A 20909-nucleotide genomic window follows, 5' to 3' on the forward strand; every position below is an offset into this window, starting at 1 on the left:
CGTGCGCCACCCGCTCGCGCGTACTAGCCATCTTAGGAGTAAGGTGTGGCTCCGAGGCGGCTCGTGCCGACGCCGGAGGGGCAGTGGTGAACATCAGTGGAAGGGCGCGCGGGGGCGTGGTCCCCCGGCTTCTGCTGATGGTCGTGCTGGCCATGGGTGTGGTGGTGATGCACACCGTGGGTCATCCCGATGGCGACTCCGGCTCGGGTACGGGCGGCTCGGCGCACCATGCCGCCGTTGCCCCGCACTCCGCGCCCCACCACGGCGGCCATGGGCCTCATCACGGCGACCACGGCGACCACGGCGACCACGGCGGTCATGCCCGCTCCGCGTCCATTGAGGACGGAAGCCACCAGGCGGGGCCGCTAGCCGGAGAGCAGGCTTCCGCACCCATGGCCGAGCCGCGCGAGCCCATGGCCGCGATGGACATGGCCTCGCTGTGTGTGGCCGTCCTCGGTGTCTGGGTGCTCGCCGGTCTGCTGTACGCGGCCCTCACCCGCCGGCGAGGACCGCCCCCGGATGCTTCCGCCCCGCGCTCCGCCACCGTGCGCCCCTGCCCGCCCTCGCCCGGGCCCGATCTCGTCGCCCTGTCAGTTCTGCGGATATAGACCGAACCCGCGTCACTGCGCTGGAACGACTACAGAACCGACATCACAGGCAAACGAGGTACATCGACATGACCGCAATCACCCATGTCCCGCGGCGGCCGCTCCGCCGCCGTCTCGCAGTGGCGGGCGCCGCCGCGACGGTGGGGCTGCTGCTCGCCGCCTGCGGCGGCCAGAGCGGCAAGGAGGACGCGGAGCGCGGGGGCGCACACGCCACGGCGTCCTCGCCGGAGGCCGCGCGCTCCGCGAAGGGCGCCTTCAATGACGCGGATGTCCGCTTCGCGCGGAGGATGATTCCGCATCATCAGCAGGCGCTGGAGATGGCCCGGCTGGCGGACGGCCGGGCGTCGGACGCGCGGATCGAGCGTCTGGCCGGGCGGATCGAGAAGGCCCAGGACCCGGAGATCAGGACCATGCGGTCCTGGCTGAAGTCCTGGGGCAAGCCGGAGGCGACCCCTTCGCACGGTATGCCGGGCATGGACCACGGCTCGGACGCCGCCCACGGCAAGGACGGCATGGACGGCATGGACGGCATGGACGGCATGATGTCGCGGAAGGAGATGGACCGTCTCAAGGCGGCCAAGGGTGTCGCCTTCGACCGCGCCTTCGCCCGTCTGATGGTGGCGCACCACAAGGGTGCGATCGCGATGGCGAAGGACGAGCGGAAGAACGGGCGGAACGCCGCGGCCAAGAAGCTCGCCGGTGACATCGTCACCGGCCAGTCCGCCGAGGTGACCACCCTGCGCACCCTCCTCGACCGGCTCTGAACCGTGCCACCCCGGTCGCTCCGGGCCCTGCCGGGTCCGGAGCGACCGGGGTGGCGGCGGGAACCGCGCCCGCTAGACGAGGCATGGCATACAGCCGACCACGAGCGGAAGCAGCGGTACGGCCGCGGCCCCGGCCGCCACCACACCGCGCGGCACCGGATGCACCGGCCCGCGCGGCGCGAGCATCCGCCGCAGCCGGACCGCGGCGTCCGGCCCGCCCGCCGGGAACGCGCCCTGCGGCGTCCGGCCCCCCGCCATGGCGTACAGGGCCGAGGCGAGCACCTCGCGCGGATGGCGGCGCAGCGCCCGGTCGTCCGCGGCCATCTCCAGCAGCAGTGCCGTCTGCTCCCTGGCGGCCCGCGCCAACGGCAGCCACCGGAACGCCGTGGCGAACGCCTCGGCCGCGGCCAGCGCCAGATGGTGGCGGCCCGCGACATGCGCACGCTCGTGCTCCAGCACGGTGTCGAGCTCGGCGGGCGACAGCACCCGCAGTGCGCCGGAGCTCACGACGATCCGCGGGCGGCGCCCCGGCAGCGCGTACGCCACCGGTGTCTCGTGGTCGAGCACCGTGGCGCGCAGCCGCGCCGAGCGCCGGCCCACCAGGTCCAGCACGCTCCGGTGGCGGGCACGGGCCCGCCGGGCCCTGATGAGGTGATGACCGAAGCACATCAGTGGGAGAAGTATCACGCCGACCGGTACGGCGAAGGCCGGAACACCCGTGAGACCGGGGACATATGTGTCGAGAGCCAGTCCACAGAAGTGGAGCAAGCCGGACATTCCATTATGAAGATGCCTGGTTGGGGTGATGAGGTGGTAACTGGCCAATGCCGCCGCGAGTGTGAAGGAGACGGCCAGACCCTGCCACAAAACAACAGCCAGGGCAGGAGAGCGATACGACCAGGTGCCGCGGGTCAGCGCCTTCGGAGCCAGGACGCCGACCGCGGCCGCGTAGCAGAGCAGGGCGAGCGCGTCGGTCACGCCTGGGGCCGCCGTCCGGCCACCCGCAGCGCCTTGCGCAGGGCGTTGACCTCCTCCGGGCCCATCTGCCGCACGAAGTGGGCGAGGGCGGCCGTCCGGTCCTCGCTGGTACCGAGCGCGTCCTCCATCAGCGCGGCGGTGTACTCCTCGCGGCTGCGCACCGGCGAGTACACCCAGGCCCGGCCCTCCTTGGCGCGCAGCAGCCAGCCCTTGTTGTAGAGGATGCCGGCCACCGTCATCACTGTGGTATAGGCGACGGGACGGTGCTCATTGATGTCGTCCACGATCTCCCGCACCGTCGTGGGGCGCCGCCATGCCCAGAGGCGGTCCATGATCTCCGCCTCGAGCTCCCCCAACCGTCGCATGGCCGCTTCCTTCCTCCGTTTGTACGCAGCTCCATAGTAGAGACCTCTCATCCGGGCCTCGCGGGCGCCTCCCGGAAATTCTCAACTCCCTTGTCGCGCGATAGGATTGACCGCATCCGTACGCGACATCGGAGAACGAACCGAGGAGGGAAGTCTGGGTGACTGGTTTCAACAAGGGTCTCCGGAAAATTGAGGTGTCACTCAAGTGGGATCCGAGCCCCACCGGTGAGCCACCCCATGATCTCGACATCGTCGCCGCGACCTACCCCGCCGCCGATCCGTTCGGCGAGCCCGCGTATCTTGTGCACTTCGACAGCCGCTCTCCCGATGGCACCATCACCCTCAACAGGGACAGCCGTACCGGTCAGGGCTTCGGTGTCGACGAGGCCATGACCCTGGAGCTCGACCGGCTGTCGGCCGAGTACTCCCGGGTCGTCGTCGGCGTGGCCATCCAGCAGGTCTCCGGGCGGAAGACCTTCGGTGACGTCGCGAACACCGGCGTCCGTATTGCCGAGGGGTACACCGAGCTGATAAAGAGCGACCTCTCCGGTGTCTCAGGGGCCACCGCCGCCACTGTTGCCGTATTCATCCGTGATGACTCGGGGGAATGGGGAATTCAGAGCGCCATTCGCGGTTTCGATGTCGATCCGGCGGAATTCACGCGACTGATGGGCAAGGATTATTCCTGAGCGAGTGGTCGCCCGGCCGCTCTCACGGTCCGATATGAATCATTGATGCCCAGAACCACGGTGCGGCGTATTCCGGTTGGGCGCGCAGCGAGTGGGTGGCCCGGTGCAGGGCGTACGCGGACCGTGCCGTCGATCCCGCCGCGCCCAACTCCCGGTACACCTGCTCGGCCAGCCGGGGCATCATCGCGTCCGCCACGGTCCACAGGCTGCCCAGCACATGCCGGTAGCCGCACAGCTGGAACGCGGAGGCCACGGTGATCACCTCGTCGACCAGCGCGGTGCCGGGGGCGGCGGTGTGGCAGGCGGACAGACAGGCGAACTCGGCGTCCGGCAGCCGTCGGGTTGCCAGCTCGCGCACCGTGAGCTCCCCGCCGTGGAGCAGCAGTCTGCTGTTCGACGGATCGTCGGGGTCGTACTCGCCGTGGCAGGCCAGATGGGCGTGATGGTGTCCACGCAGCGCGGCGAGTACGTCCTCGGGGGTGGCCTCCGCGTCCAGCAGTCGCGACTGGGGAACGGGGAGCGCGGACACCGCGGCCAACTCGGCTTCCACCGCGGGCAGCCGCGGATAGGTCCGGCCGTCGCGAGTGGGCGACGGCGGCTCGCCGACACCCACCCCGATCAGCCGGGTGTCCGCCAGGGGCGGCTCGGTACGCTCCCGGGCGTGCAGCAAGGCCATCAGGGTCGGGGTGTAGGACGACACCACGTGGTCGTGTACGCGGAGGCCGTCCGCGGGGCACAGCGCGGCATGCAGCGGCAGCAGTGAGAGCGGTCCGGTGGGACACCACCACAGCCGCGGCATCTCCTCCGGGGTCACTTCCTTCGGTGACCCCTTCTCGTCGTAGATGCCGAGCGCGGTGAGCACCGGCCCGGCGATGTGCTCCCACAGCCAGGTCAGGGTGGTCTCGACCATCAGCCTGTGACCTCCCCGGCCGGCCGGCTCGGAACTGGGGGAGGAGAGCGCCCGGACCGCGGCCAGGAAGTCATCGGCCCGTTCGGCGATCTCCTTCCGGGTGAGCCCCTTCAGCGCCACCAGCTCGACGCCGCCCGTGTCGGGACGCAGAAGCAGGGCGTCGCACCGCAATTCGGCGACGTTGAGCACCACCACCGGCCCGTGAGCCGCCGTCGTGCGCAACCGTGCCCGGTCCGGCGGCATCTGGAAGCGCTCGAAGCCGTCGATCCCTCGGATCTCGGCCACGATCCGGTCGAACTCCACCGTCAGCGCCCCGCGTCGCTCCCGGCTACCGCGCTCCTCGGCCACCTCGGCGCAGACCCGGTCGAACCGGGCGGCCAGCTCCGGAGCCGCCTCGGTGAGCTCCGTGTGCCGTTCGCGCAGCCGCAGCGCCTGCGCCATCAGAACACCACGGCCCTGTTCGAGCCGGAGCAGCGCGTCCTCGAGCCGCTGGACCTCGAGGCGCTCGTCGCTGAGGCCTTCGCTGTCCTCGATCTCGACGGCGGCCGCGTTGCACGCCAGCGACGGCAGCTCACGCAGCCGCATCTCCCGTGAGCGCCGGGGCAGTGTGCGGCCGGTCAGCTTGGGCAGCAGATCGTCCAGCGCGACGGTGAAGGCCGTGCGAGCCTGCTGCGGATCGCCGGACGCGGCGCTGCGCACGGCCCAGTGGAAGGCCGCGGCCAGCCGGGTCCGTATGTCCTCGGTCGGCGCCATCGCGGTGGTGCGGAACGCGGCCACCGCGGATTCCAGATCACTCGGGGCACCGCTCATGGCGGAACGCTCGGTCAGCAGGCGTCCCAGCTCAAGGCGGGCCAGCTGGGGATGCGGCCCGGTGCCCTCCGTCTCCTCGGCCACCGCTCGCAACTCGGCCACAGCGCGGTCGAGTTCCGCCATCCAGCCGCTCTCGCGTGCGCGGGCGCCCCGGGCCACGGCCAGCTTGATCCGCATGACGGGACGGTCGTGCTGATCCGGTGGGGTGGCGGCGACGGCGTGTTCCAGATGCCGGATCGCCTCGGTGATCTCGGACAGCTCACCGTAGGCGGTGAAGCGATGGATCAGTACGGCGGCCAGATTGGTGAGGAGCCGACTGTGGTGCGGTGACAGGGGAGCGCTGCCCGCCATCGACTGGCGGACGGCGGCGGTGGCCCGCTCCAGATCAACACGGTCCTTCAGGGTGATGAACCGATCCAGAAAGGACAACCCCAGCCAGGAGCCGGCCAGATGTCGCATCGTGGCGTCGTCCGCCGTCTCCACGACATCGCGCAGCAGCTGGACCGACTCCTCCAGATCGCTGAGGTCGCCGGTGTTCTCGAAGCGCATCCGCAGCAGATTGCCCAGGCTGGTCCGATGGGCATGGCGCTCCGGATCGTCGTCGGCGGTGGCCGCCAGCGCCCCGCGCACCTCGGCGACGATCGTGTCCAGCTGCTCCTGGCCTCCCGTACGGGTGTACCGCCCCAGACGTGCGTCGAGGGTCTCGGCGCGGTCCGAAGGGCCGGGCGCCGCCGCCTTGGCCTGAGCCGAGGCGAGCGCCGTCAGCATCGCGGCCGGAGGTGGCCGGTGGTCGGGCATGGCGGCCACCGCCTCGCGCATCAGACCGCTGGCCGCGACGATGAGCCGCTCCGTCCCGGTGAGATCGGACAACGTGGCCAGCACCGAGCCGAGGTTGAAGGTCATGACGGGGTCGAGCTCCTCGGGAGGTGTGGTCTTCCGCGCATGCTCGATCATGGCCGCGGCCTGCCACAACCCGTCCTGATGGCGGGCGGGTGCGCACGCGCCGACCAGGACGAGCGCGACCGAGTGCAGAATCTCCCCCGGCGTGGCCGGTGTGGGTGGACGGGCCGCGAAGGCGCCGCGCATCGGCTCGGGTACCGCCTCGGGACGTACCGCGTGGAGCGCCGAGAAGAGGAGCACCGAGGCGCGGTGGTCCCAGTGGCCCCCGTTCCCGGGCAGATGGCTCACCCGCACCGCGTGATAGCAGGCCGCCAGATAGAGCGCCTCGAGATCCACCTCGGCCGCGCCGACCTGTGCGAGGGTGAGGCGGTCACGCGCCCCTTCCACGATGGCCGCCATATGGCCCAGTGTCTCCAGGGACAGCACCGACTCCGGACCATCGCCCAGGAACAGGATGTTCCGGTCGGGTGCGGCCATGGCCGTGCGGATCAGCTGACGCGTCTGTTCGTTCATCTCGTCCCCCCGGGGGGCGATTCTGCCCGAAGTGTCCATCGCCGCGAGGGAAAAGTGAGAACGCCGGTCCGGAAAAACGGGACGGCGCCGCTGTTCCGCCCGCCGGGGGCCGAACAGCGGCGCCTACGAGTCAGCCGTCAGCCATCGGCAGGCGGGCGGGCCGAGCCCGTGCCCGACGAGCGCGGCCCCCGGGTCAGGGTGTATCCGCCCACCGCGGCGAGCGCCCCCAGGGCCCCGCCACCCGCGGTCCACACCCAGCGGTCCGACCACCAGCCGGAGCCCCAGCCGTCCTCCGGCTCGGCGACCGCCCGCGGCGAGTCCTCGCCGGAATCGCCGGAATCCCCGGAATCCCCGGAATCGGCGGAGTCGTCAGCGGCACCGGAATCCGGTTCGGCGAGCGTCCCCGACCGCAAGGACGGGTTGAGCGCGGCCAGCTCCCCGCCGTCCGCGTGCTTTCCGCCCGCGTCCCGCGCGGTCGCCGTGACCTCGGCGTCGATCGGCAGACCGAGGTCCTGCTCGGGCAGATCCACCACCGTCAGCCGCAGGTAATAGGCGCCCGGCAGCGGATCGTCGGCCCAGCGCTCGGACCACGACCGCACCTGACGCACCGTGCAGCTCAGGCTGACGGAGGTGTCCTGCTGGTCCGCGTGGCGCTTCGGGCTGCCCGACGCGCACGGCTGGTGGCGGCGCAGCCCGTCGTACACATCGAGCTGCCACGTGGCACCGCCGTGGCGGGCGGAGGCGTCGGGCAGTTCGACGTCCGCCTCGACCGTGGGGATCTGTCCGGCGGACACCGGGACGACCCAGTACAGATAGTCGCCGGTGGACGCCGTGGCCGTGGCCTTCTCGCCCTGCTCGAGCGCGGTGGCGGTACGGAAGTTCGTGCCCGCCTCGGTCAGGCCGTCCTTCCCGTTCCGGGCGTCCTTGCCGCCGTTGCCGTCGTTGCCGTCCGCGACGGCCGGGGCGACGGCGGTGAAGAGCGCCGCGGCGCACAGGGCGAGCACGGCACCCGTCCTACGAAGGGCTCGCATCAGTTGGACCTCCAGACGGTGATACGCCAGCGGGCCAGCCAGCCCCACACCAATCCCACGACCAGGCCGGTCAGGGCGAGCGCACCCAGCAGCACCCAGCCGCGTCCCAGACCGAAGGCGGCCGCGTCCGCCGGGGTCTCGCCGTTGTCGACCACGTCGACGGCCAGTTCGACCGGCAGACCGGGGGCGCGCTTGACGTTCGCGGGGGCCGAGAACGACTGGCTCAGCTCCAGACACACCGTCCGTGCCGTGGTGTCCGCCTCGTCGTCGTCCACGTCGGGCACCGGAAAACGCAGCCCGGTGGAGATGACGTCCGTACGGCCGCTGCCCGCCTCGCGGCCGCGCACCAGCTCCTGGCCGCCCGGTGTCACCGCGCGCAGCAGGATGCCGTAGTCGGGGTCGACGGCACGGTCCGCGGCCACGCTCACCGAGGCCCGCAGCTCCTTGCCGGGCGCCACCTTCATCCGGTACCAGCGGTGTTCACCGAAGCGCTCGCGATCGTTGTACAGACCGGACCGCAGCTCAGGGGCGTTGGCGCACTGTGCCGCGCCCTCGACGCCCGTGGGTGTCTGCGCGGGGGTCTGCGCGGAGCGCCGCACCAGCTGCTTGATCCGCGACGAGAGCTGGTCGGTGTGCTGGATCGCCGTGTAAGTGCCACCGGTGGCCTCGGCGATACAGCTCAGCTGCTCACGGACCTTGCGGTCCAGGGTGAGCCCGAGGGTGTCCACGACCAGATGGGTGCCGTCGGCGGCCAGTTCACGTGCCACGTCACACGGGTCGGGCCGGCCGCAGGAGTCCTCGCCATCGGTGATCAGCACGATCCGGCGGGTGGCGTCGTCGCCCGCGAGGTCCTTGGACGCCCCGCGCAGCGCAAGGCCGATCGGGGTCCAGCCGGTGGGGCGCAGGGTGGCCACGGCGGCCTTGGCCTCGGTGCGGTCCACCTGGCCCACCGGATACAGCTGCTTGCTGTCCCGGCAGCCGACCTCGCGGTCCTTGCCGGCGTAGGTGGCGCCGAGGGTGCGGATCCCGAGCCGGACCTCGTCTGGCGTGGCGTCCAGCACCTCGTTGAACGCCTGCTTCGCCGCCGCCATGCGGGAGGCGCCGTCGACGTCGCGGGCGCGCATCGAGCCGCTGACGTCCAGGACCAGTTCGACCTTGGGGGAGGGGCGCGACGGTTCGTCGGCGGTGGCGGTGGGTGGGAGTATCAGGCCGCAGGCGAGGGCCGCGAGCAGCCCGGCAGCGCCTGTCACCAGACGTTTCTTTATGATCACCGCGGCATCCTATGGAGCATCATATGACTGCTCCAAAAGCTGTGGTGCACCGCGGCGGGGCCGCTGCCCGTACCACGTGCGGTGTACGGAGCGTGTCCGGATACTCCTCCGGGAGGGGAGGAGAATCCGCCTGCCGACAGCTCCGCCGCCGTCTCGCATGCCTAGGCTGCAGACATGGATCTCCGAAAGAGCCGGCTGCGGCGACTGTGGAGTCGGCCGACCCGGCCACAGGGCCGACGGCTGCTCGCCTCGGTGGCGGCCGTCGTCGTCCTCGCGGGCGCGGGCACCTTCGCGGTCGCCGCCTCCGGCACCCAGCCGTCCGTGCACCGCGCGGACCGTGTGCTGGACATGCCGGGCACACGCCTGGACACCTCGTACTTCACCGCGGGGGGCGGCCGCAGACCCGCGGTGCTGCTCGCCCACGGCTTCGGCGGGTCCAAGGACGATGTCCGTGGCCAGGCCGAGCAGCTGGCCCGCGACGGCTATGCCGTACTCACCTGGTCGGCACGTGGCTTCGGCCGCTCCACGGGACGGATCGGGCTCAATGACCCGGACGGTGAAGTGGCCGATGTCCGGCGGCTGGTCGACTGGCTCGCCGGGCGGCCGGAGGTGCGGCTCGACCGGCGGGGTGATCCCCGGGTGGGTGTCGCCGGTGCCTCCTACGGCGGGGCGATCTCGCTGCTCGCCGCCGGGCACGACCCCAGGATCGACGCCATCGCGCCCGCCATCACCTACTGGAACCTGGCCGACGCGCTCTTCCCCAACGGGGTGTTGAAGAAGCTGTGGGCCGGGCTCTTCTTCACCACCGGTTCCGCCGACCCCTCCCGGCTCCAGGAGGAGCGGGACGGGGAGGAGCGGGACGGAGAGCAGCAGGAGCGGGGCGGACAGGAGCCCGGGGACGGCGCGGCGCAACCCGGCGGCCAGGGCACACCGGGCCCGGCGCGCGGCGGGGAAGGAGGCTGCGGACGGTTCGAGAAGCGGCTGTGTGCCATGTACGAGCGGGTCGCGGTCGCCGGAAAGCCGGACGCCGCGGCCCGGCGGCTGCTCGAGGAGCGCAGCCCGTCCGCCGTGGCCGACCGGATCAAGGTCCCGACGCTGATCCTCCAGGGGCAGTCCGACTCGCTCTTCCCCCTCGGTCAGGCGGACTCCATGGCGAAGGCCATCACGTCCCATGGCACACCGGTCGCGGTCGACTGGATCGCCGGGGGACACGACGGCGGTGACACCGAGACCGCGCGCATCCAGGGGAGGGTTCGCTCCTGGTTCGACCGCCACCTCAAGAACGACCGGAGCGTGGACACCGGGCCCGCCTTCCGGGTGACCCGGACCGGCGGCGTGGACTCCACCAACGGCGCCGTCCAGCTGCGCGGCGCCACCGGCGACCGCTATCCGGGCCTGGCGGACGGCCCACGGACCGTACGGCTGCGCGGACGTGAGCAGTCGTTCGCCAACCCGCCCGGAGCGGGACCGCCGTCGGTGTCCACGGTGCCCGGTGTCGCCGGGCTGTCGCAGGCGGCCTCGCTCGGTGTCGGCCTCTCCAGCGATGTCCCCGGCCAGTTCGCCCGCTTCGACTCCGCACCGCTGGACCGGCCCCTGCGGATCACCGGATCGCCGGAGGCCACCGTGCGGGTGAGGGCGGACGCGGCCGACGCGGTGCTGTTCGCCAAGGTGTACGACGTCGGTCCGGACGGAAAGCAGGTGCTGCCCGCGCAGCTCGTGACCCCGGTCCGGGTGTCCCATGCCACGGACGGCCGTACCGTCACCCTCCGGTTGCCCGCGATCGACCACGAGGTCATCGCGGGCCACCGGCTGCGGCTGGTGCTCTCCTCCACCGACCTCGGCTACGCCTCCCCGGCCGAGCCCGCCACGTACACCGTGGCGCTCGCCGACCGCGGGCTCACGGTCCCCACCGCGCCCGGTGTGCACACCCAGCCCGCACCGCTGCCCTGGTGGGCGTGGGGGCTGCCGCTCGGCGGAGCCGTGGTGGCACTGGTCCTGCTGCTCACCGGCAGGCGCCGGACGACCGCGCCCGCCCCCGATCCCGAGCGGGCCGATGTGCCCCTGGAGATCACCGGTCTGAGCAAGCGCTACGCCGGGTCCGCCGACCGGTACGCGGTGCGGGACCTGTCCTTCCGGGTCGAGAAGGGACAGGTGCTCGGACTGCTCGGGCCGAACGGCGCGGGCAAGACGACCACCCTGCGCATGCTGATGGGGCTGATCACCCCCGACGATGGTGAGATCCGGGTCTTCGGCCAGGCCGTCCGGCCCGGCGCCCCCGTCCTCTCCCGCGTCGGCGCGTTCGTCGAGGGAGCGGGCTTCCTGCCCCATCTGACCGGCAGGGCCAATCTCGAGCTGTACTGGCGGGCCACCGGACGCCCGGCGGACGACGCACACCTCGAGGAGGCGCTGGAGATCGCGGGCCTCGGCAGCGCCCTGGAACGTGCCGTACGGACCTACTCCCAGGGCATGCGCCAGCGGCTCGCCATCGCGCAGGCCATGCTCGGCCTGCCGGATCTGCTGATCCTCGACGAGCCCACCAACGGCCTGGACCCGCCGCAGATCCGGGAGATGCGCGAGGTGATGATCCGCTACGCGGCCGCCGGCCGTACGGTGATCGTCTCCAGCCATCTCCTGGCGGAGGTCGAGCAGTCCTGCACCCATCTGGTGGTCATGGACCGCGGGCGATTGGTACAGGCCGGGCCCGTTGGCGAGATCACCGGCACTGGTGGCGGTGTGCTGGTGGGCCACGAGGGGGAGCTGAGCGATGCCCTCGTGGACAAGGTGGCCGCGTTGCCGGGCGTCGCGTCCGCCAGCCGGACCGACGGAGGACTGCTGGTGCTGCTCGACGGGGCCGCCCCGGCACGGCTGCTGGCCGAACTGGTGCGGCTGGAGATCCCGGTGTCCGGCTTCGGGCCCCACCGGCGCCTGGAGGACGCGTTCCTGACGCTGATCGAAGGAGGATCCGCATGAGTTCCGTGACGGATGCGGCTCCCGGCTACCGGGCCCGCCACACCCTGCCCCTGCGGGTCGAGGCGGTGCGGCAGCTGCGGCGGCGCCGGACCCTGGTGATGGCCGTGGTGCTGGCCGCGCTGCCGTTCGTCCTCGTGGCCGCGTTCGCCGTCGGTGGCGCGCCCGAGGGGCGGGACGACCGGATCAACCTGATGACCACCGCGACCGCCTCCGGCGCCAATCTCGCCGCCACCGCGCTGTTCGTCTCCGCCGCCTTTCTGCTGGTGCTCCCGGTGGCGCTGTTCTGCGGAGACACGGTCGCCTCCGAGGCCGGATGGTCGTCCCTGCGCTATCTGCTGGCGGCACCGGTGCCCCGGGCGAGGCTGCTGGCGAGCAAGCTGACCGTGGGACTCCTGTTCAGCGCGGCCGCCATGGTGCTGCTCCCGCTGGTCGCGCTGGTGGTCGGCACGGTGGCGTACGGATGGGGGCCGCTGCGGATCCCCACCGGTGGCGAACTGGCCACGGGGGTCACCCTGGCCCGGCTGGGGCTGGTGGTGGCGTACCTCTTCCTGTCCCAACTCGTCACCGCCGCCCTCGCGTTCTGGCTCTCCACGGTCACCGACGCACCGTTGGGCGCCGTGGGCGGGGCGGTCGGGCTGACCATCGTGGGCAGTGTGCTGGACGCCGTCACCGCCCTCGGGTCCTGGCGCGAATTCCTCCCGGCGCACTGGCAGTTCGCCTGGGTGGATGCCCTCCAGCCGCATCTGGAGTGGGGTGGCATGGTGAAGGGGACCGCGGTGTCCGTCGCCTACGCACTGGTGCTCCTCGCCCTTGCCTTCCGTGGCTTCGGCCGCAAGGACGTGGTGTCGTGAGACACCCGGTGCGGTGAGCGCGGGCCTCCCGTCCCGGCCGGGTGCTCCGGCCGGGACGGGAGGCCCGCATCAGTAGTCCTTCAGGGTGTACGAGTTGACCAACCCCTTGGCCTCGGCCCTCCCGTCAGCCATCGCCTCCGGGCTCAGCATGGCCGGGTCGTCTGCCATCCGGGCATCCATCCGCTCCTTGTTGGACAGCGCGAAGTCCTGATGGTCCGTCATGTAGTCACGCAGCTCCCGCTCGTAGGCGGCGAAGGCCGTGGTGTGATCCCCGTCCGCGGCCTTCAGCTCACCCGCCAGGACATACGCACCCATCAGCGCCATGCTGGTGCCCTGACCCGACAGCGGTGAACCGCAGTAGCCCGCGTCGCCCAGCAGCGTCACCCGCCCGCGTGACCAGGAGTCCATCCGGATCTGGGACACCGAGTCGAAGTGGAAGTCGGGGGCGCCCCACATGTACTCCAGCATCCGTGGCATCTCCCAGCCCGCGTCCGCATATGCCTCCGCCACCAGCCGCTTCCGGTCCGACACCGTCGAGTCGCGGAGGACCCGGGTGGGCGGCTCGTCCGAGTTGTAGCCGATGAACACACGGGCCTCGGTGTTGTCCCGGACACTCATCACCATCCCGCCCCAGGCATTGCCACGGGTCCGGTAGATCACCTGCCAGCGGTCCAGCTCAAGGTAGTTCGGCACCGTCCACACGCCCAGATAGACACCGAGGTGGCGCAGGAAGTCCTCCTCCGGTCCGAAGACCATCGCCCGGGTGCTGGAGTGCACACCGTCCGCGGCCACCACGATGTCGAAGGAGCGCTTGGCGCCACGGTGGAAGGTGACGGCCACCTCGTCACCGCCCTGGACGATCGAGGCGATCGAGTCGTCGAAGAGGTACTCGATCCCGTTGCCACCGGCACTGAAGAGGATCGCGGCCAGATCGTCCCGCAGGATCTCCACATCGGGGCTGTCGATATCCCCGCCGCTGGCCGTCCAGTCAGTGGTGCTGAACAGCTCCTTGCCCTCGTCGTCGACCACCGACATCCCCCGCAGCCCCGTGCTCCGGCGGCGAATCCCGGCCAGCACACCCATGCGGTCGCACACCTCGAGCGCCGGCCCCCGCACATCGATCGCCTGCCCGCCCGGGCGCAGCCCCGCGGCCCGTTCGACCACCGTGACCTCGAAGCCGTACCGGTCCAGCCAGTAGGCCAGCGCGGGTCCGCCGATACTGGCACCGGAAATCAGAATCCTCGTCCTGCGCATGGTGTTCTCCGTTTCAGCCACGGTTCTCACTGACATGTGAAGGCTGCTGGAACACACCGACAGGCCACCGACACCGGACCGACGACGTGCCGACGGCGCACCGACGGACACCGACGTCGCATCGGCACTTCACCGACACGTCTTCCCCACGCTCGACACGCCACCGCACAATGGAGTTGGACACCGCACACCGTGTCGAGTGGGGACATCATGGGGAAGTGAGCCATTAATGAGAGTGTTACGTCGATGTGTTGTGTGGTTCCACTGTGATCGATGAAACTGGTGTTTCCGACCGGCGAGACCAAAAACGGCGGTACGGTCGCACTGGTGATGTTCGGTCCGCCCCCCACGATCCGAACAGGATGGGACCACATGATGATTTCACTGGAGCACGTTCGCGTGTCCCGAGGGCCTGACGCCGCAGCGCGCGCCTGTCCCAGACCCCGCCGGAGACCTCACCTCTCCCCGCGCGGACCGGTCATGGCCACGGCGTAGCCGCCCCGAAGTCCCCGCCGAACGGCAGTCCACCGCGAGACCGGCCCCGTCCGGGCCCGCGGCGGCACCTCCACGTGTCCGCCGCCCCCACCCCGGCGTGTCGGCCTCCTCGGCGATGCCCTCCTCCGGCCCTGCCCGTCCGCGGCCACGACGGGCCCAGCGGTCTGTTCCCGCCCGGCCGGTGAGCCGGCTTGCCCATGGCCGTTCGGTGACGCACATCTGTGAGAAAGGAACGGATCAGGTGCTCATTTCGCACCAGCCACGATCACGCGAAACATTTCCACGGGCCGTGCCTGCCCCCCGTAACGGCACACCGGGCCAGAGCGGTCACGTGCTGGCGGTCGGTACCCCCGGACCGCGGCTCGACCAGCTGACCCACACCCTGCGGTCGACCGGGCACGAGGTGAGCCACGCGGTGCCCGGCGACGTCGACCGCCAGGTGCGGCAATCGCCACCGGACGCCATCGTCGCCCTCGATGACACCCGGCACGGTCTGGATCTGATACGCGAGGTCCGCGCCGCCCCCGCCGGCCGGGCCCTTCCCCTGGTGATGGTCACCACCACCCCCGGTCCGGACGATGTGGCGGACCTGCTGCGCGGGGGCGCCGACGACTGCGTATCCGACAGCTCCGACCCCGTGGAACTGTCCGCCCGGATCGAGGCCAAGCTGCGCCGTGTTCCGGTGCCGGTCGAGAACCTGCTGCTGGACCCGCGCACCGGGCTGTACTCCCAGCGCCACTTCCTCGGCGAACTCGACCGGGAGCTGCGGCGGGTGGAGACCAGCCGCACCGGTGGTGTGGTGGCCATGGTGGCCGTGGCCGAGATGACGGCCCTCGAAGCCCGGCTGGGCTCGCGGGTACGCCGGGAGGTGGCCGAGCGGCTGGCTGGAGTGGCCGAGAAGCTGGACGAGTTCTGCGACCGGCTCGGCTGGGACGACGACGGCCGTCTGCTGATCCTCATGCCCGGTGTCGACGAGGACACCGCACGCGACAGGCTCCAGAAGTTCGCCAACGCGGTGGCCGGTACCCGGTTTGTCGTGGCCGACGAGAACGTCCGGCTGACCCCCGCGATCGGCTGGATCCCGCTGGCCGGCGCTTCCGACCACGGGCTGGCCGTGCAGTGGGCCCGGGACGCGGTCAACGAGGCGATGCGCCACCGCGATCTGCGGCCGGTCAAATACGCGGCGTGGATGCGCGGCGCCCCCCGTGACCGCCGCGCCCTCGCCCAGGCCGTCCGAGGACTGCTCTCCGCGCTGTCGCCGTTACTGGTGCTGGTGCTCGGTGTCGGCATTCCGTTCGTGTTCTACCAGCAGATGTACCAGCTGGGCTGGGACGTCGGCTCGGCGGCGTACTGGGTGGTGGTGTCCGGCCTGGTGCTCTCCGCCGGGATGATCGTGCTGGAGTGCCTCTTCTCACTCGACGCCACTCCCCGCCCCGAGCACCCCGCACAGCCGTATCCACCGGCCAGCGCGGTCATCGCGGCCTATCTGCCGAACGAGGCGGCCACCATCGTGGACACCGTCGAGTCGTTCCTGCGCCTGGAGTACCCCAGCGAGCTGGAGATCGTGCTCGCGTACAACACCCCGCACCCGATGCCCATCGAGGACACCCTGCGGGAGATGGCCCGCCGCGACCCCCGGCTGGTGCTGCTGCCGGTGGCGGGCAGCACCTCCAAGGCCCAGAACATCAACGCCGCGGTCACCCGGGTGCGCGGTGAGGTGGTCGGCATCTTCGACGCCGACCACCACCCGGCCCCCGACGCCTTCCAGCACGCGTGGCACTGGCTCTCAGGCGGCTATGACGTCGTCCAGGGCCACTGTGTGGTCCGCAACGGTGACAGCTCATGGGTGTCGAAGCTGGTGGGCGTGGAGTTCGAGGGGATCTACGCCGTCAGCCACCCCGGCCGCACCCGGCTCTACACCTTCGGTGTGTTCGGCGGTTCGAACGGGTTCTGGCGCACCGATCTGCTCGCCCGTACCCGGATGCACGGCACGATGCTCACCGAGGACATCGACTCCACCATGCGCGCGCTGCACGAGGGCGCCCGGATCGCCACCGATCGCACCCTCGTCTCCCGTGAGCTGGCGCCCACCACCCTCAAGGCGCTGTGGAACCAGCGCTCCCGCTGGGCCCAGGGCTGGCTCCAGGTGTCGCTGAAGTATCTGCGCCGGGCGCTGCGCTCCAAGGCGTTCACCGTCCGTCAGAAGGCCGGGCTGGTGGTGCTGCTGGGGTGGCGTGAGATCCAGCCCTGGCTGACCCTCCAGATCCTGCCCGTGCTGCTGTACTCGGCGTGGCGCGCGGGCGGTGTGGACCAGCTCGACTGGACAGTGCCGATCTGCCTGCTGGCCACGTTGCTCACGCTGTCCGCCGGAGTGGTGCAGGCGCTGTTCGCATGGCGGCTGGCCGTCCCCGAACTCCGCCGCCGCAAGGCGTGGTTCTGGCGGTACCTGCTGGTGTCCACCCTCTTCTACAGCCACTTCAAGAACATCGTGGCCCGGCAGGCGCTGCTGAAGGAGGTGCTGCGGGACCGTCAGTGGCGGGTCACCCCGCGACCCGCTGAGGGCAAGGCGGTGGCCCGCTCGTGAGCACGGTGTCCACGGCGTCGGTCCGCCCCGCCCCGTCCGCCACGTCGAAGCGGCCGGACAAGCCCGCCCGTGACCGCAACGGAGAGATCCAGGGGTTCCGCGGGCTGGCCGCACTCTCCACGGTCGTCTTCCACGTCTGGCAGCAGTACTTCACCTACGACCGGGACGGTTCGCACCCGCCGGTGGCCAACCGGTACGCGAACGCGCTGGTCTCGCTGGAGGTGATCGACTTCTTCTTCGTGTTGTCCGCGTACCTGCTGACGCTGTCGTACGCGAAGGCGGCGATCGACGGGGCGTCGACACGTCCCGCCCGTAGCTTCCTCTTCCGGCGGGCGGTGCGGATCGTGCCGCTGTACTTCCTGGCGGTCGCGTTCATCTGGGCGATGCGCAATCCGACGCTGCCCGGCGAGTGGACGGACCTGGTCCGCCACCTCACCTTCACCCAGGTGTTCGACAAGGAACAGATCTTCTACACCATCGGCCCCACCTGGTCGTTGTCGCTGGAGATCATGTTCTACTTCGCGCTGGTGGCGCTCGGCCCCCTGGCCGCCCGTGCCACCCGGCCGCTGAACCGGAGGTCGGCGCGGGTGGCGGTGTGCGCCGCGGGGTGCGCGCTGCTGTACATCGGTCCGTTCGCCTGGATCGCGGTGGCCCGCTACGGGTTCCATGTGCCGCACACCGAGTGGCCGGTGTACTTCGGGCCGCAGGCCCGCTTCGGCGGGTTCGCGGCGGGCATGGGGCTCGCGGTGGCGGCCGTCGCGCTCGGCGACCGCGGAAAGCGCGGCCCGCGGGTGGCGATCACACTGCGGCTGGCCGCGGTGGCGGGTCTGTACACCCTGTCGCTGACCGGTGAGAAGGCGGAGGATCCCGCCACCACCTTCTATCACCCGCTGTCCGCCCTGCTGTGGACCGTGCTGCTGTTCAGCACCGTTCACGTACGGCGCCACGCGCGGTGGAGCGCGTGGCTGACCACCCGCTGGCTCACCACGGTGGGAATGGCCAGTTACAGCCTCTTCGTCTGGCATGAGCCGATCATGCTGGCACTCTACCGGGGCGGACTGCTGCCTCCGTCGGGCCGGACGGGCTTCCCCCTCGCCGTGGTGGTGGTGCTCGCGGTGGCCGTCCCCGTGGCGCTGGTGAGCTACTGGGCCATCGAGTATCCGGCGAGTCTGCTGGCGCGGCTGAAGGATTCCCGCGGCCGTCCACGGGAGTTCTATCCGGAAGTGGCCGCCCGGTCGTGAATGCCCGGTTCCCGGTGTGTGGCCACCGCACACCGGGAACCGCACACCATGTACCCCCCGCCCGCTGCGCGTGGCGCGGCCGCGGGATACCATCCGCCGTGTTGTTCAGTGTGTAACAGCTGCGCATCGGGCTGTCTTTCACCCCTGTGATCAGGCTTTACTGGTGCGCCGCAATCAGCCGTCCGCGCCACACGCACAAAGCCACGCACAACGGGGAGACAGCGACACGATGGGCCGACACAGCCGACCGACTCCTGCGCAGCAGGCGCGCGCCACCACGCTCAAGGCGGCCGCCGCCCTCGGTGTGGCGGGCACCATAGCCTTCGGCCTCCACTCCTCGACCGGCGGTGACCGGTCCGTCGAGGCGCGCTCCGATGTGAACTCGCAGCAGAAGCAGTCCCCGGACGTCGATCCGACCGAGGACAACACACCCACCGGAAGCCACGTCACCCCGTCCGCCTCCACGGAGCCCAAGCCGGTGGCGGACACCCCGGACACCCCGAACACGCCGGACACCTCGGACACCGCGTCCGGTAGCGGTACGCGGAACGAGGGTGGCGGACGCCACGCCAAGCCCGGCACCCCGTCCGCGGACTCCCCGGAGGTCAGTCCTTCGCAGACCCCCCTGCGGGCGGCCCAGCGGGGCGACCAGGTGCCCACCGAGTCCACCGAACCGAGCCAGGCCCCCAGCGACGACCCGACCGGCCCCTCGGACGGACCGAGTGAGCAGCCGCAGTCGCCGCAGCCCACGGGCGAGCACGGCAAGGGTGTCGTGGGCGAAGTGGTGGACGGCGTCGGCGACACCCTCGACGGTGTGGTCGGCGGTATCGGCGGTGCGCTCGGCGGCTGACGGCTACCCCGTGGCGAGGGCCTTGAGGGCGGCCAGATCGCCGTTGAACCGGTCGTGGTCGCCCACCACCGGCCCGGTCGCGGTGTACTGCCAGAGGGTGTGGGACGGCCAGCCGGCCGGCAGCGGTCCGGGAGTGCCGGCGTAACGTGCCAGCCACAGCGGATTGTCCGCCAGATCCGGGCTGTTGCCGGTGCAGCTCGTCCACCAGCTGGTGGTGGTGTAGATCACCGGAGCGCGGCCGGTCCGCGTTGCGACCTTCCGGCTGAAGTCCTTGATCCAGTCGACCATCTGGGCCTGGGTCAGGCCGTAACAGGCCGTTCCGTACGGGTTGTACTCCATGTCCAGGACGGGGGGCAGGGTGATGCCGTCGTCCGTCCAGCCGCCTCCGTTGTCCACGAAGTAGTCCGCCTGGGCCGCGCCACCGGACCGGTTGGGCAGTGCGAAGTGATACGCGCCGCGGATCATGCCTTGTTCGGCGGCACCGTTGTACTGCGCGGAGAACGAGGGGTTCTTGTAGCCGGTGCTTTCGGTGGCCTTGACGTAGGCGAACCGGACATCCGAGTTCCAGAGGGCGGCCCAGTCGACCCTTCCCTGGTGGTTGCTGACGTCCACACCCTCCACACCGGCCGCGAGCGTGGCCTTGGGGGTGGCGTCGGGGTCGGTGGCCTCGTGGTCGGCGATGGTCGAGCCCATCCAGTCCCCCTCGGGATGCGCGAGTGGCGGGGGCGATGAGCTTCCGGAACCGGGTCCGCCGCCGGGGGACTCCGTCGAGGCCATGGCGGGCATCAGGGTGGCGAGGACGGCGGCGGTGACCGCGATTCCCAGTCCGCCGAGGGCGTAGGGCGAACGCAGCGGGGAAGGGGCCCGATGCGCGCCCTTACCGGATTTTAAGGACATGTATTCCTCCGGAATGGGTGCTCCGTGGGGGAGAGCAGCTGCGAAGACACCGCCGATCCGACGGACCGGACCGGCCGGCCGGAAAACGGTGTCTTCGTTCCGCATTCGAAGGTAGGCGCGTAGATCCGCGAAAGGGAAGCCGAATGAGAGGTTTCCGTAGCGCATCACAGTGACCCAGGGGAAGCATGGCCCGCTATACAGGGGGAAACCGTGAATTCACGTTCTGGTCAGAGAATTTCGTGCCATGTTCCGCCATCCGTGGCAGTGGTCGAATTTCTCAGCACGCCGGGGCATCGTCGACCGGCGGTCCGTCCGTTCCGCTGTACCCCGCCACCAGGGCCCGCGCCGCCCGGGTGGCACGGGTGGCGATGGCCTCCGCCACTTCGCCGGGATCGCCGAACTTGCCGTCGAGCAGCAGGGTCACATAACCCCGGCCCAGTGCGTGCAGCGCGTCCAGCAGCGCCACCGCGGTCTCCGGCCCCCGGCCGGGCGGCAGCACCTCGAAGGCGCTCGGCAGCAGCAGATCGACGAACTCCCGGGTGGCGTCTCGCAGTTCGGGGCGGGTGGCGCGCAGTCCGGGAACGTTGAGGATGTCGAACGCGCTGCGGTAGCGGGCAGCCGCGCGCACATAGCTGCCCGCCACCGTGGCCAGTCGCTCCTGCGGGGTGCCGACGGTGGCGACGGCCTCCTCGTGGATCGCCCGCAGCCGCCGCGAGACCTCCAGGGCGGCGGCCGCGAGCAGGGCGTCACGGTCGGTGAAGTGACGGTACGGCGCCGCCGGGCTCACCCGGGTGCGGCGCGCGGCCTCCGCGACGGAGAAGCCACGCACCCCGACCTCGTCGACGATCTCCAGGGTCGCCTGCACCAGCGCGGCGGCCAGATCGCCGTGGTGGTAGGTGTCGCGTCCCTTCCCGGTGGCTGCCATCCG

At 71.0% G+C, this 20909-nt stretch carries 16 protein-coding genes; 8 read left to right on the forward strand and 8 right to left on the reverse strand.

Translation table 11 applies throughout. The annotated features are described in order from the left end of the window. Positions 1-86 precede the first annotated feature (86 nt). Both HUT19_RS37955 and HUT19_RS37960 read left to right on the forward strand, forming a co-directional pair. A complete protein-coding gene (locus HUT19_RS37955) occupies positions 87-608 on the forward strand; it encodes a hypothetical protein (RefSeq protein ID WP_176185354.1) in 522 nt (173 codons plus the stop codon). A 68-nt stretch (positions 609-676) separates the two neighbouring features. Continuing rightward, positions 677-1372, forward strand: coding sequence for a DUF305 domain-containing protein (locus tag HUT19_RS37960; protein WP_176185356.1), 696 nt, complete (start codon positions 677-679; stop codon positions 1370-1372). Positions 1373-1444: 72 nt separating this feature from the next. Here HUT19_RS37960 and HUT19_RS37965 read toward each other — a convergent pair whose 3' ends face one another. Then, on the reverse strand, positions 1445-2350 hold the full coding sequence (locus HUT19_RS37965; RefSeq protein WP_176185358.1) for a M56 family metallopeptidase: 906 nt from the start codon (positions 2348-2350) through the stop codon (positions 1445-1447). Then, positions 2347-2715 (reverse strand): BlaI/MecI/CopY family transcriptional regulator, encoded by a 369-nt coding sequence (locus HUT19_RS37970; RefSeq protein WP_176185360.1) that lies wholly within the window; start codon positions 2713-2715, stop codon positions 2347-2349. Before HUT19_RS37970 ends, HUT19_RS37965 begins: the two co-directional genes overlap by 4 nt. Before the next feature lie 158 nt (positions 2716-2873). On the opposite strand from HUT19_RS37970, the gene HUT19_RS37975 reads away from it, so the two are divergent. Next, positions 2874-3404 carry a TerD family protein gene (locus HUT19_RS37975; RefSeq protein ID WP_176185362.1) on the forward strand — a complete coding sequence of 177 codons (531 nt, stop codon included), beginning with the start codon at positions 2874-2876 and terminating at the stop codon, positions 3402-3404. Positions 3405-3426: 22 nt separating this feature from the next. Here the strand turns inward: HUT19_RS37975 and HUT19_RS37980 are convergent, their stop codons facing one another. From HUT19_RS37980 to HUT19_RS37990, 3 genes are all read right to left on the reverse strand, one after another. After that, positions 3427-6537 (reverse strand): CHAT domain-containing protein, encoded by a 3111-nt coding sequence (locus tag HUT19_RS37980; RefSeq protein WP_176185364.1) that lies wholly within the window; start codon positions 6535-6537, stop codon positions 3427-3429. A 137-nt stretch (positions 6538-6674) separates the two neighbouring features. After that, positions 6675-7568, reverse strand: coding sequence for a hypothetical protein (locus tag HUT19_RS37985; RefSeq protein WP_176185366.1), 894 nt, complete (start codon positions 7566-7568; stop codon positions 6675-6677). After that, positions 7568-8839 (reverse strand): VWA domain-containing protein, encoded by a 1272-nt coding sequence (locus HUT19_RS37990; RefSeq protein ID WP_176185368.1) that lies wholly within the window; start codon positions 8837-8839, stop codon positions 7568-7570. The genes HUT19_RS37985 and HUT19_RS37990 overlap by 1 nt, the downstream gene beginning before the upstream one ends. A gap of 174 nt (positions 8840-9013) precedes the next feature. Here HUT19_RS37990 and HUT19_RS37995 point away from each other — a divergent pair, with 174 nt between their 5' ends. Then, a complete protein-coding gene (locus tag HUT19_RS37995) occupies positions 9014-11809 on the forward strand; it encodes an alpha/beta fold hydrolase (RefSeq protein WP_176185370.1) in 2796 nt (931 codons plus the stop codon). After that, positions 11806-12660 carry an ABC transporter permease gene (locus HUT19_RS38000; protein ID WP_176185372.1) on the forward strand — a complete coding sequence of 285 codons (855 nt, stop codon included), beginning with the start codon at positions 11806-11808 and terminating at the stop codon, positions 12658-12660. Before HUT19_RS37995 ends, HUT19_RS38000 begins: the two co-directional genes overlap by 4 nt. Before the next feature lie 69 nt (positions 12661-12729). Here HUT19_RS38000 and HUT19_RS38005 read toward each other — a convergent pair whose 3' ends face one another. Continuing rightward, positions 12730-13914 carry an FAD-dependent monooxygenase gene (locus tag HUT19_RS38005; RefSeq protein WP_176185374.1) on the reverse strand — a complete coding sequence of 395 codons (1185 nt, stop codon included), beginning with the start codon at positions 13912-13914 and terminating at the stop codon, positions 12730-12732. A 784-nt stretch (positions 13915-14698) separates the two neighbouring features. Between HUT19_RS38005 and HUT19_RS38010 the strand changes: the two genes are divergently transcribed. From HUT19_RS38010 to HUT19_RS38020, 3 genes are all read left to right on the forward strand, one after another. Continuing rightward, positions 14699-16993 (forward strand): glycosyltransferase, encoded by a 2295-nt coding sequence (locus tag HUT19_RS38010; protein ID WP_254886010.1) that lies wholly within the window; start codon positions 14699-14701, stop codon positions 16991-16993. Next, entirely contained in the window at positions 16990-18234 is a 1245-nt protein-coding gene (locus tag HUT19_RS38015) for an acyltransferase (protein ID WP_176185378.1), read from the forward strand. Before HUT19_RS38010 ends, HUT19_RS38015 begins: the two co-directional genes overlap by 4 nt. A 229-nt stretch (positions 18235-18463) precedes the next feature. Next, a complete protein-coding gene (locus tag HUT19_RS38020) occupies positions 18464-19084 on the forward strand; it encodes an extensin (protein WP_176185380.1) in 621 nt (206 codons plus the stop codon). A 3-nt stretch (positions 19085-19087) separates the two neighbouring features. Here HUT19_RS38020 and HUT19_RS38025 read toward each other — a convergent pair whose 3' ends face one another. Further along, positions 19088-19981: a lysozyme gene (locus HUT19_RS38025; RefSeq protein WP_176185383.1), complete on the reverse strand. Its 894-nt coding sequence runs from the start codon at positions 19979-19981 to the stop codon at positions 19088-19090. Positions 19982-20258: 277 nt separating this feature from the next. Continuing rightward, positions 20259-20906, reverse strand: coding sequence for a TetR/AcrR family transcriptional regulator (locus HUT19_RS38030; RefSeq protein WP_176185385.1), 648 nt, complete (start codon positions 20904-20906; stop codon positions 20259-20261). Positions 20907-20909 lie beyond the last annotated feature (3 nt).

The sequence above is a fragment of the Streptomyces sp. NA02950 genome, assembly GCF_013364155.1.
Classification (GTDB): domain Bacteria; phylum Actinomycetota; class Actinomycetes; order Streptomycetales; family Streptomycetaceae; genus Streptomyces.

Coding starts and splice junctions, on each gene's coding strand:
- HUT19_RS38030 (WP_176185385.1), bottom strand. CDS start 20,906: ATGGCAGCCACCGGGAAGGGACGCGACACCTACCACCACGGCGATCTG.
- HUT19_RS38000 (WP_176185372.1), top strand. CDS start 11,806: ATGAGTTCCGTGACGGATGCGGCTCCCGGCTACCGGGCCCGCCACACC.
- HUT19_RS37970 (WP_176185360.1), bottom strand. CDS start 2,715: ATGCGACGGTTGGGGGAGCTCGAGGCGGAGATCATGGACCGCCTCTGG.
- HUT19_RS38020 (WP_176185380.1), top strand. CDS start 18,464: ATGGGCCGACACAGCCGACCGACTCCTGCGCAGCAGGCGCGCGCCACC.
- HUT19_RS37980 (WP_176185364.1), bottom strand. CDS start 6,537: ATGAACGAACAGACGCGTCAGCTGATCCGCACGGCCATGGCCGCACCC.
- HUT19_RS37960 (WP_176185356.1), top strand. CDS start 677: ATGACCGCAATCACCCATGTCCCGCGGCGGCCGCTCCGCCGCCGTCTC.
- HUT19_RS37985 (WP_176185366.1), bottom strand. CDS start 7,568: ATGCGAGCCCTTCGTAGGACGGGTGCCGTGCTCGCCCTGTGCGCCGCG.
- HUT19_RS38025 (WP_176185383.1), bottom strand. CDS start 19,981: ATGTCCTTAAAATCCGGTAAGGGCGCGCATCGGGCCCCTTCCCCGCTG.
- HUT19_RS38005 (WP_176185374.1), bottom strand. CDS start 13,914: ATGCGCAGGACGAGGATTCTGATTTCCGGTGCCAGTATCGGCGGACCC.
- HUT19_RS37995 (WP_176185370.1), top strand. CDS start 9,014: ATGGATCTCCGAAAGAGCCGGCTGCGGCGACTGTGGAGTCGGCCGACC.